Consider the following 10991-nt stretch of genomic DNA (forward strand, 5'->3'; position numbering starts at 1 on the left):
GACGTCGCGCCCATGATCACCAGACGCTCATTACGCTTGGTCAGCGCGTAATCCATCAGGCGACCCAGCAACTGCAATGCAAAATCTTTAAACGCCAGTGTTGGGCCATGGAACAGTTCCAGAACCCATTCGTTGGTACCCAGCTCTTTCAGCGGCGCAACCGCCGAGTGGTTAAAACCGGCATAGGTTTCGTCGATCATCTGTTTCAGATCATCGTCTGCAACACAGTCATCAACAAATGGCTTGATGATCTTGTACGCCAGATCCGCGTAAGACAAACCGGCCCATGAAGCGATCTCTTCCTGAGAGAACTTAGGCAGTTCTTCCGGAACATACAGACCACCATCGCTCGCCAGACCGGCCAGCAACACTTCTTCAAAATTCAGTACCGGAGCCTGTCCCCGGGTAGAGATATATTTCACGCTCAAGACTCCTTAGTCCGCCAGATGCTCAACGCGGATACGGGTAACAGAACCACAGATTGCACCCAGTGCTTCAATCGCAGCAATCGCATCGTTCATCTTCTGTTCCTGAACACGCTGCGTCAGGATGATAACCGGCACCTGCTCTTCGCGGGTTTCTTTCTGGATGATCGCTTCGATATTGATGCCTTTATCACCCAGAATGCTGGTCACCTGGGCCAATACACCTGGCTGCTCCAACGCCTGCATGCGCAGGTAGTAACCGGTTTCGATCTGTTCAACAGGCAGCACCGGCAAATCGGACAGTTCACCCGGCTGGAATGCCAGATGAGGAACGCGGTTATCACGATCCGCTGTCAGCGTGCGTACAACATCAACGATGTCCGCAACAACAGCAGATGCCGTTGGCTCTGCACCAGCACCCGCACCGTAATACATGGTCTGACCGACGGCATCGCCATCAACCAGCACAGCGTTCATGACGCCGTTGACGTTTGCCAGCAGGGCAGACTCAGGCACCATGGTCGGATGAACACGCAGTTCAACACCCGCTTCTGTACGACGACTCACACCCAGATGCTTGATGCGGTAGCCTAGCTCTTCAGCATACTGCACATCTTCACGCGTGATCTTGCTGATGCCTTCGGTGTACGCTTTTTCAAACTGCAGCGGGATACCAAATGCCAACGATGCCAGAATGGTCAGCTTGTGCGCAGCATCGATGCCTTCAACGTCAAAGGTAGGATCCGCTTCTGCATAACCCAGAGCCTGAGCTTCTGCCAGGACATCGGCGAAGTCGCGGCCTTTATCACGCATCTCAGTCAGGATGAAGTTACCGGTGCCGTTGATGATACCTGTCAGCCAGTTAATCTGGTTCGCAGACAAGCCTTCACGGATCGCTTTGATGATCGGAATACCACCCGCGACAGACGCTTCAAATGCAACCATAACGTTTTTACGTTGTGCCGCTTCAAAAATCTCATTACCGTGCACAGCGATCAGCGCTTTGTTCGCGGTTACAACATGCTTACCGTTTTCGATTGCCGTCATAACCAGATCACGTGCAACCTCATAGCCACCGATCAGCTCTACAACAACATCGATCTCAGGATTCGTCGCAACGTCGAAAATATCCTGCGTTACCTGAACACCTTTAGTGTCGCAATCAGGGTTTGGACGGCGAGCGCCAACCTCTTCCACGATAATTCGACGACCCGCACGGCGAGAAATCTCATCCGCATTACGCTTCAGTACGTTAAAGGTGCCGCCACCGACGGTTCCAAGACCACAGATACCTACTTTTACCGGTTTCAAACTATAACCTCTCGCTGTGAATATCTTCAGCACTGCACAAAAATTGAGCCGGGTATTATAGCGAAAACAGCCCGTCAGCACTATTGCCTATTACCCGTAACACGCGCCCACAAAAAAGGGGCATAACCAGCCCCTTCTTGCATCTTTAGGATCGCGACAATTATTGCAATTTCAACGCCCGCGCCAACTGTTTAGCAGGCACGTAACCCGGCATCAACGTACCGTCCTCAAATACCAGCGCCGGAGTCCCTGTCACCCCAACCGCCTGACCCAACATCAACTGGGAGGCGATAGGCGAATCACAACTGCTCCGGTCAACTTTTTGTCCGTTTTTCGCTCTTGTCATCAACTCGTTACGCTTATCGGGTGCCGCACACCAGATCGACTCCATCACATTAAACGCATTCGAGCCAATGCCCGCACGAGGAAACGCCAGATAGTTCACCTGAACACCCATCGCATTAAGCTGCGGAATTTCCTTATGCAGTTTACGGCAGTAACCACAATCCACATCGGTAAATACCGTGACTGTAGCTTTACGTTCGCCTTCTGCGGGATAAACAATGATGTCTTTAGATTCGACCTTAGCCAGCTGATCAAGACGTTGCTTCTTGCGCTTGCCTTCCGTCAGGTTAACAAACCCTTCTTGCGGTGAAAGCCGGAACAACTGCCCAACCATGAAATATTCACCTTTAGCATCCGAATAAAGCAACTCACCGGTATTCAGCTCAACCGCGTACATCCCTTCCATCTCAGCAGGCTGGATAGATACCGCACTTAAGCGCGCATCAATCTTCTTTAAGCTGCCTTTGATGATCTCATCCACCGCGGGTGCCGCCTGAGAAAAACTGCTTACACCCAATAAAAACAGGCCCACTGCCCATAACTTCCGCATGACTTTCCCCATATTATTCACAATCCACTATTGGCTAAGATACAGAACAGACCATAAAGTTCAGCCGCGTGGGTGGTGTTTACTATGCAGCGACTGTAAACGATGCTGGGCGACATGTGTATAGATTTGCGTTGTCGAGAGATCACTATGCCCCAGCAGCATCTGCACAACGCGCAGATCAGCACCATGATTCAGGAGATGTGTTGCAAACGCATGCCGCAACACATGCGGCGAAAGCGGTTTGTCGAGCCCCGATACCAAGGCATAGTGTTTCACCCGGTGCCAAAACGTCTGGCGGGTCATCTGCTGACCCCGCCGGCTTGGAAACAACACCTCACTGGAGGTATCCTTAAGCAAAAGTGGCCTGGCATCGCGCATGTATTTCAGCACGTAATGAATCGCTTCATCTCCCAGCGGAACCAAGCGTTCCTTACTGCCCTTACCCATCACACGAATGACGCCCTGACGCAGATTGACTTGAGAGCTATGCAGAGACACTAATTCAGACACTCGCAGCCCTGTGGCATACAACACCTCAAGCATTGCGCGATCCCGACACTCGACGGCATCACTCAGATCTGGTGCCTGCAACAGACTCTCCACATCGCTTTCGGTCAGCGTTTTCGGCAGGGCACGCCCTCGCTTTGGGCTATCAATGAGTAGCGTAGGGTCCGTATCGACCAGTTTTTCACGTACCAGATAACGATAAAAGCCACGTAGCGTCGACAATAAACGGGCGGTAGAGCTTGCCTTAAGCCGTTCGGCATATCGCCATGCCAAGTGTTGCTGCAGCTCCTCTCGACCTGCAGATAGCAGGCCGGATGCTCTTGCCTGCAACCACATACCGTACTGCACCAGATCGCGACGGTAAGAGCTCAGCGTATTTTCACTCAGACCGCGCTCCATCCAGATGGCATCGAGAAACTGATCAATCAACCTGGAGTCTGCAGCAGGCAGTGCGGCAACAGAAGAAGACATCAGTTTAGATTCCAACACATATGAGACCTAACGGTAGACTTCAATCTCAGCCACCTTCTCCAATGCAATACTGTACGTTGCCACACCACGTTGCATTCTTTGTTCAATAAGCATTTCATGGTGGTCTATCTTCAGAATACGGCCTTCAATTCGACGACCAAAATAAGTCACCATACGTGCACGATGTCCAATATGTTCTCCTATATCGGAGATATCAACAGCACGAAATACTGGACGGTGTGCTATCTCTTTTGATGGCGCTATCGATCCCTTCATATGAGAATCCAAACTTGCTGTCGACGGGGACAAATCCTGTTGCGCGCCTTCCGGTAAAGAAGAACCCGATGGCGGCACTAAACCTTGAGTCACTGCAGATGACGGAACAGATCTCTTCACCGGTTCCAACAACTTAATTCCGGCAAGACTCACAGGCTCGCCATTGATCAGCAACGCAGGATTTAACAGACTCATAAAACTATCGAGGGAGGTAATTTGAACCGCCTGCATCTGCCCCAACGGGGTATCAGGACGCATCTGGAAAGTGATGTTTGCCGCAGGGCGATACATATCCACAAATCCCTGATACAGCTCATCGGTTAACCCAACACCCGTATAAGCGATCATCGCTTCAAACTCTTCGCGCAACGCCTGATCAAACTGCTCATCGGTAATGCCTGACTGTGTTGCACAGTACTCGCGAAAACGACGGTTAAACCCTTTATCGCTAAAATGACTCTGCACACTACGCAAAGCCAGCTGGCTGCCCGCTAACGCAGACTTTGACAGCGATGCAGAAGATGTCTTTAACGAGACCCCCATAGAGAAGTCCCCAACCTCAGCCGTATCCGCAGAGATATCGACATCCCAGCGCCCCTCTACGGCATCAAAGCTATAGGCTAATTCCATATCGGCGCCCAACACCCGGTAACCCATGGCCTGCAGTAGATCAGCGCCCTGCATTGAACTGCAGAACTGCCCTATCACCGTCATATCCTGCGGCTGCCCCTGCTGGGCTAGTTGCATCCATTGTTCCATCAACGCACTGTCTAACCGGAAGAAGAATCCTTTCAAACGCAACGACAGAGCATCAGGCCAAGGCTCTACACCCAGATCGCCACCAAGACGCAACATCTGAGACCAGTCGGGCGCCTTCAGGGATATTTCATCAATATTGAACTGGTCGGTACCGCCCAAAGGCGCTACCCGAATATCGACCAGCGCAATCTCAGTCGCCACTAAATCAATGCGTACGTCGTTATAACTTAACTCAGCAAAAGGCGACACTTTCGTCACCATTTCATCTGCTGCTTCAGTTACCCGCCACCATAAGAAACCATAAAAGCCAGCCACACAAAATACCGGCAACAGCAGAATACTCAGCAGTAACGCAATCCGTTTCAACACCCGCTTCCCACGCAGTTCATAAAAATTGAATGGACACACTATAGGCAAGGAGTTGCAGGTTTACCATTCAGACCACCCCCGCCAGATCTACAGACACAAAAAAAGCGGCTCGAAAGCCGCTTTTTATGATCTGTGTAGCAAAAAGATAGCTTAACCCAGCTTCTCTTTGATACGTGCAGACTTACCGCTACGCTCACGCAGGTAGTACAGCTTAGCTTTGCGCACGTCACCGCGACGCTTAACAGCAATGCTATCTACTGTAGTGCTGTAAGTCTGGAACGTACGTTCCACACCAACACCGTGAGAGATTTTGCGTACTGTGAATGCAGAGTTAACGCCGCGGTTACGCTTACCGATAACTACGCCTTCAAACGCCTGCAGACGAGTACGAGTACCCTCTGTTACTTTTACCTGTACGACAACGGTATCACCCGGGCCGAATTCTGGTACGTCTTTCGTTTTCTGTTCAGCTTCAATCTGCTGAATAATCAGGTTCTTGCTGCTCATGGCTCGCTCCTAAATATTCAACCGTCGGACCCTTGGGTCTCACGGATAAAATCTTTTAACAATGCCTGCTGTTCTTTGGTTAACTCCAGAGAATCCAACAACTCAGGACGTCTTTTCCAAGTGCGTCCCAACTGTTGTTTCAAGCGCCAGCGCCTGATCTCCTCATGGTTACCGCCCAGCAGCACCCCAGGTACTTGTATTCCGTCAAACTGTTCCGGTCTCGTATAGTGCGGGCAGTCCAATAAACCGTCTGAAAAAGAATCCTCAGTAGCTGAGTCCTGATGCCCAAGTACACCCGGCACCAACCTCGAAACTGCATCAATCATGGTCATCGCTGGCAGTTCACCACCGCTGAGGACAAAATCCCCAAGCGACCACTCTTCATCAATTTCAGTCTCAATCAGGCGTTCATCAATACCTTCATAACGCCCGGCTACCAGAATCAGCTTCTTACGATTTGCTAACTCCTGCACCCCGTTGTGGTCAAGTCGGCGTCCCTGAGGAGAGAGATAAATAACACTTACCTCATCGTCCCCTGCTGCAGCTTTTGCAGCATGGATTGCGTCCCGCAGCGGCTGAACTTTCATCAGCATGCCGGGGCCACCGCCGTATGGACGATCATCTACAGTGCGATGCTTATCAAGCGTGAAGTCACGCGGATTCCAGCATTGCAGCTCAATCGATCCATTCCGTACCGCTCGTCCCGTTACGCCAAAGCTTTTAACAGCCTCGAACATCTCCGGGAACAACGTCACTACACCAAACCACACGGTTTAGAACTCCGGATCCCAGTCGACCCGTATAGTACCTGTTACCAAGTCAATCTCTTTAATCACCTGATCAGGCAGGTAAGGTATCAAACGTTCATTACGATCAATACTCTCATCATTACCTTTTACCACCAGCACATCATTCGCACCGGTTTCCATCAGATGACTTACCTTGCCCAGCAACTGACCGGACACGGTATATACCGTCAGGTTTTCCAGCTGGCTCCAGTAGAACTCACCCTCTTCCAGTTTTGGAAGACGATGCGATTCAACCGCGATCTCAACCCCGTTATATGTACGGGCGATCTCTCGGTCATCTACTCCAACCAACTTAGCGACCAGGCCTTTACCATGGCGTTTGCTAGCTTCTATCTCGAAAGATTTCCACTGGCCTTTAATTTTCAACAACCACGGCGAGTAAGTCAGGATGTTTTCAATCGGATCGGTGTGAGAATAAATCTTCACCCATCCTTTAACACCGTAGACGGAAGCAATACGACCAAGAACTGTGTTCTCTTCTGTGGTATTTCCACTCATCTACTTGACCCAACCTGATCCAAAAAACTTATTCAGCAGCTTTTGCAGCGTCTTTCAGCAGCGTAGCAACACGTGCAGAAACCTGCGCGCCTTTGCTCTGCCAGTACTCAACACGCTCCAGGTTTACACGCAGACGCTCTTCCTGGCCGCGAGCCTGAGGGTTGAAGAAGCCAACACGCTCAATAAAGCGACCATCACGTGGGTTACGTGAGTCAGCTACAGTAAGGTGATAGAAAGGACGCTTCTTAGCGCCGCCACGAGACAAACGAATTGTTACCATGCGAATGGTCCCTTTATTTGTGCAGGTTTTGGTATCGCCTGCAATTTCGTATCCCGGTAGAAATCATTTCAGACTCCACCGATCCAACTTTCGCCCGCCAACCGCGCCAATAGCGCAATCCACGAACGGAAAAACAGGGCGGGAATTCTACGCGAATTCACCACCCTTTCAAAGAGGTTTATGCTTAAATCTTAGACAGCACTGAAAATAACGTCAGATCAGCTGCCAAACACGCCGGAAAGCGGCGCAGACTCGGTCGACTTAACGTCCTGGGAAGCCTCCGCCACCCATTCCGCCCATACCACCAGGACCACCGCCCATACCGGGAGGCAACATACCTTTCATACCACGCATCATTTTGGCCATGCCGCCTTTGCCACTCATCTTCTTCATCATCTTCGACATCTGCTTATGCTGCTTGATGAGTCGGTTGACGTCCTGCACCTGTGTGCCGGAACCTGCAGCGATACGCTTCTTACGGGAGCCCGTCAGGATATCTGGATTACGACGCTCTTTAGGGGTCATGGAGTTGATAATTGACTCCATCTGGACCACACCCTTTTCAGCACCGGCCATCTGAGATGCATTCGCCATCTGTCCCATGCCCGGCAACTTATCGAGCATGCCCATCATGCCGCCCATATTCTTCATTTGCTGAATCTGTTCGCGGAAATCTTCCAGATCAAAGCCTTTGCCTTTCTGGATCTTCTTCGCAAATTTCTCAGCTTTCTTCTTGTCGATCTTCTCTTCTGCTTCCTCGATCAGGGACAGGACATCGCCCATGCCAAGGATTCGAGAAGCAACACGGTCCGGATGGAATGGCTCCAGCGCCTCAACCTTCTCGCCCACACCAAGGAACTTGATCGGTTTACCCGTGATATGACGTACCGACAGAGCAGCACCACCTCGGGCATCACCATCGGTTTTTGTCAGGATCACACCGGTCAGCGGCAGCTGTTCATTAAACGCCCGCGCCGTGTTCGCAGCATCCTGACCGGTCATTGCATCAACGACAAACAGCGTTTCAACCGGTTTAACCGCGCTATGCAGACGTTTGATCTCGTCCATCATTTCGCCGTCGACATGCAGACGACCTGCGGTATCCACCAGCAGCACATCATGATGCTGAATCTTCGCATGCGCGATGGCGGCATTGACGATATCTACCGGATCCTGATCAGCCGTCGACGGGAAGAATTCAACATCCACTTCCGCCGCCAACGTCTCCAGCTGCTTAATCGCGGCCGGACGGTATACGTCAGCAGAAACGACCAGAACTTTTTTCTTCTCACGTTCGCGCAGGAAACGAGACAGTTTGGCAACAGAGGTCGTTTTACCCGCCCCCTGAAGACCGGCCATCATCACTACTGCCGGAGGCTGTGCTGCCAGGTTGAGTGCCTCATTGGCCTCACCCATAACATTGACCAGCTCTTCGTTAACAATCTTAACGAACACCTGCCCCGGTGACAGACTGCTGCTGACTTCGGTGCCAACTGCACGCTCTTTAACACTGTTAACAAACGCTTTGACTACCGGCAGGGCAACATCAGCCTCCAGCAGTGCCATACGTACTTCACGCAAGGTGCCTTTAATATTGTCTTCGGTCAGCTTCGCCTGGCCCGTGACGGACTTAAGCGTTTGCGTGAGTCGCTCTGTAAGATTCTCGAACATGCTCTGCCTCGGTATCAGTTCCCGCCAACCATCTATATATAGAAATAACGTCCAGAAGGGCTATCTTGCTCAGGCGGGACTCGGAGAAAATTGCAATTGATGCACATTATACAGTAGCAACCCACCCACGCCACTCCCCCATATTTCATCCAACGGGCAATTGTGACACACTACTGCGCTTATACCGGCTCAGCGAATGGCTGACCTTTTGTTTTAGTATTGATACCTGTCCCCGGACAGGAGGAAAAGGATGCTGATACTTCCCACTCTGTTGGCTGCCCTCTTATACGCGGTAGCAAGCTTTCTCCAATGGCAGATTCTGCAGGGCAAACGCCAGCAGCCTCGCACCATCAACCAACTGCTGGGATGGGCCGGTTTTGCCAGCCATACCGTGGCCGCATATGCGCTGCTGCATCAGGCTGAAGGCATCCATCTAGGATTCTTTGCCATGGGCAGCCTCGTGTCATGGCTTGTGGTTGCGATCGTTCTGTTAAGCAGCATCCGTCAAGCCATCGACAACTTATTTATAGGCGTGTTTCCAATTGCGCTAATGGCGACCCTAGTCGCGGGTTTTATTCCCGAAGAAAGCATCGCCCGCAACTATGATGGCGGCCTGATTACTCATATCCTGCTGTCCGTATTGGCATACAGCATACTCACACTGGCCGTTTTGCAGGCAGTACTGGTATCTCGCCAGCACTCTGCACTGAAACATCACCATACCCGCGGTCTGGTGAGTTCCCTACCCCCGCTGCAAACGATGGATCGCTTACTCTTTGAGATGATCTGGTCCGGTGAGATTCTGCTAACAGCCGCGCTGGTATCTGGCTTTATCTTTGTAGATGACCTTTTTGCTCAGCACTTGCTACATAAAACAGCCCTGTCGCTGTTGGCATGGGTACTCTATGCCACCTTAATCTGTGGACGTCTCTTTTTTGGCTGGCGCAGCCATACCGCGACACGTTGGACAATTGGCGGGTTTATCTTGCTAGCACTGGCCTTTTTTGGCAGCAAACTGGTGCTTGAGTGGCTGCTGTAACAACGACACCTGAACACTGATCACGACGCTGTCATCTATTCGCTACTTGACAGGTTCTGGGGGGCACTCGACAATGGGCCTCCCAATATAGACCACAGGTTATGCAGTCTTGGAAGACGCGTCGATAAGCCTCCTATTAGGCATCCTTTGTTGCCTGATCCTCTGTTCCGCTTTTTTCTCTAGTTCCGAAACCGGCATGATGTCTCTCAACCGTTATCGGCTGAAGCATCTGGTGAAGAAAAAACATCCCGGCGCACGCCGTGCCAGCAAGCTATTAGAGCGACCAGACCGCCTGATCGGTGTCATCCTGATCGGCAATAACTTTGTTAACATCCTTGCGTCGGCTATCGCTACCATCGTTGCGGTGCGCCTTTGGGGCGATGCGGGCGTTGTCATCGCAACTGCCGGACTGACATTGGTGATCCTGATTTTTGCGGAAGTGTCTCCAAAAACACTTGCCGCTTTGCACCCGGAAAAGATTGCATTTCCTGCCGCCTATATACTGCGACCGCTACTAACACTCATCTACCCGCTTGTATGGGCCGTCAACGGCATCACCAACGGCTTTTTGCGCCTGCTTGGCATCAACATCAACGATGACAACAACCACAACCTCAGCACAGAGGAACTGCGCACACTGGTTAACGAAGCGGGTGCCCTTCTGCCACACCGGAACCAGTCGATGTTACTGGGTGTACTTGAGCTTTCAGAAGTCACCGTAAATGACATCATGGTTCCGCGTAATGAGGTTATAGGGATCGATCTGGACGAAGAGATAGACCAGATCATTCAACAACTTAGTATGACACCCCATACCCGCCTGCCGGTTTACCGTGGCGAGTTAAACAAAGTGGTTGGCATCCTGCATATGCGACATCTGGCGCAGGTTTTCCATCAGGGCACTATCTCCAAAGCCGCAATTTTGCAGGTGATTACAGAGCCCTATTTCATCCCTGAAAGCACACCGTTACAGACGCAGCTGCTGCACTTTCAAAAGCAGGGACGACGCATGGGTTTAGTGGTGGATGAGTACGGTGATATTGAAGGCATCGTCACGCTGGAAGATATTCTGGAAGAGATTGTCGGAGAACTCTCCAACGACAATAAAGAAGATAATCAGGATATTCATCCGCAGGAAGACGGCAGTTACTTCATCGACGGTACCGCCTATATC

11 protein-coding genes and 1 pseudogene are annotated in these 10991 nt (G+C 51.2%); 2 read left to right on the top strand and 10 right to left on the bottom strand.

Going from position 1 to position 10991, the window contains the following annotated elements; genetic code table 11:
* From ABYW01_RS05895 to ffh, 10 genes and pseudogenes are all read right to left on the bottom strand, one after another.
* Positions 1-422, bottom strand: a pseudogene (locus tag ABYW01_RS05895) (threonine synthase); the annotation flags it as partial.
* A 12-nt stretch (positions 423-434) separates the two neighbouring features.
* Positions 435-1736: a homoserine dehydrogenase gene (locus ABYW01_RS05900; RefSeq protein WP_372831573.1), complete on the bottom strand. Its 1302-nt coding sequence runs from the start codon at positions 1734-1736 to the stop codon at positions 435-437.
* A 160-nt stretch (positions 1737-1896) separates the two neighbouring features.
* Complete coding sequence (locus tag ABYW01_RS05905; protein WP_372831574.1) at positions 1897-2631, bottom strand: thioredoxin fold domain-containing protein; 735 nt, start codon at positions 2629-2631, stop codon at positions 1897-1899.
* Between the two features lie 60 nt (positions 2632-2691).
* A complete protein-coding gene (xerD, locus tag ABYW01_RS05910; RefSeq protein ID WP_372831580.1) occupies positions 2692-3588 on the bottom strand; it encodes a site-specific tyrosine recombinase XerD in 897 nt (298 codons plus the stop codon).
* Between the two features lie 48 nt (positions 3589-3636).
* Positions 3637-5010: a hypothetical protein gene (locus ABYW01_RS05915; RefSeq protein WP_372831575.1), complete on the bottom strand. Its 1374-nt coding sequence runs from the start codon at positions 5008-5010 to the stop codon at positions 3637-3639.
* A 153-nt stretch (positions 5011-5163) separates the two neighbouring features.
* A complete protein-coding gene (rplS, locus tag ABYW01_RS05920) occupies positions 5164-5520 on the bottom strand; it encodes a 50S ribosomal protein L19 (RefSeq protein ID WP_193951515.1) in 357 nt (118 codons plus the stop codon).
* 17 nt (positions 5521-5537) lie between these two features.
* On the bottom strand, positions 5538-6290 hold the full coding sequence (trmD, locus tag ABYW01_RS05925; protein ID WP_372831576.1) for a tRNA (guanosine(37)-N1)-methyltransferase TrmD: 753 nt from the start codon (positions 6288-6290) through the stop codon (positions 5538-5540).
* 3 nt (positions 6291-6293) lie between these two features.
* Positions 6294-6827: a ribosome maturation factor RimM gene (gene rimM / locus ABYW01_RS05930; RefSeq protein ID WP_372831577.1), complete on the bottom strand. Its 534-nt coding sequence runs from the start codon at positions 6825-6827 to the stop codon at positions 6294-6296.
* A 28-nt stretch (positions 6828-6855) separates the two neighbouring features.
* Positions 6856-7107, bottom strand: coding sequence for a 30S ribosomal protein S16 (gene rpsP / locus ABYW01_RS05935; protein WP_193951512.1), 252 nt, complete (start codon positions 7105-7107; stop codon positions 6856-6858).
* A 261-nt stretch (positions 7108-7368) separates the two neighbouring features.
* Positions 7369-8778: a signal recognition particle protein gene (gene ffh, locus ABYW01_RS05940; RefSeq protein ID WP_372831578.1), complete on the bottom strand. Its 1410-nt coding sequence runs from the start codon at positions 8776-8778 to the stop codon at positions 7369-7371.
* A gap of 250 nt (positions 8779-9028) precedes the next feature.
* Between ffh and ABYW01_RS05945 the strand changes: the two genes are divergently transcribed.
* Positions 9029-9817, top strand: coding sequence for an inner membrane protein YpjD (locus ABYW01_RS05945; protein WP_193951510.1), 789 nt, complete (start codon positions 9029-9031; stop codon positions 9815-9817).
* 109 nt (positions 9818-9926) lie between these two features.
* Positions 9927-10991: HlyC/CorC family transporter (locus ABYW01_RS05950; RefSeq protein WP_372831579.1), on the top strand; the 1065-nt coding region annotated here is incomplete at its 3' end.

Source organism: Pontibacterium sp., from assembly GCF_041587635.1.
Lineage (GTDB): Bacteria > Pseudomonadota > Gammaproteobacteria > Pseudomonadales > Balneatricaceae > Pontibacterium.

Coding starts and splice junctions, on each gene's coding strand:
- ABYW01_RS05905 (WP_372831574.1), bottom strand. CDS start 2,631: ATGCGGAAGTTATGGGCAGTGGGCCTGTTTTTATTGGGTGTAAGCAGT.
- rimM (WP_372831577.1), bottom strand. CDS start 6,827: ATGAGTGGAAATACCACAGAAGAGAACACAGTTCTTGGTCGTATTGCT.
- ffh (WP_372831578.1), bottom strand. CDS start 8,778: ATGTTCGAGAATCTTACAGAGCGACTCACGCAAACGCTTAAGTCCGTC.
- rplS (WP_193951515.1), bottom strand. CDS start 5,520: ATGAGCAGCAAGAACCTGATTATTCAGCAGATTGAAGCTGAACAGAAA.
- ABYW01_RS05945 (WP_193951510.1), top strand. CDS start 9,029: ATGCTGATACTTCCCACTCTGTTGGCTGCCCTCTTATACGCGGTAGCA.
- rpsP (WP_193951512.1), bottom strand. CDS start 7,107: ATGGTAACAATTCGTTTGTCTCGTGGCGGCGCTAAGAAGCGTCCTTTC.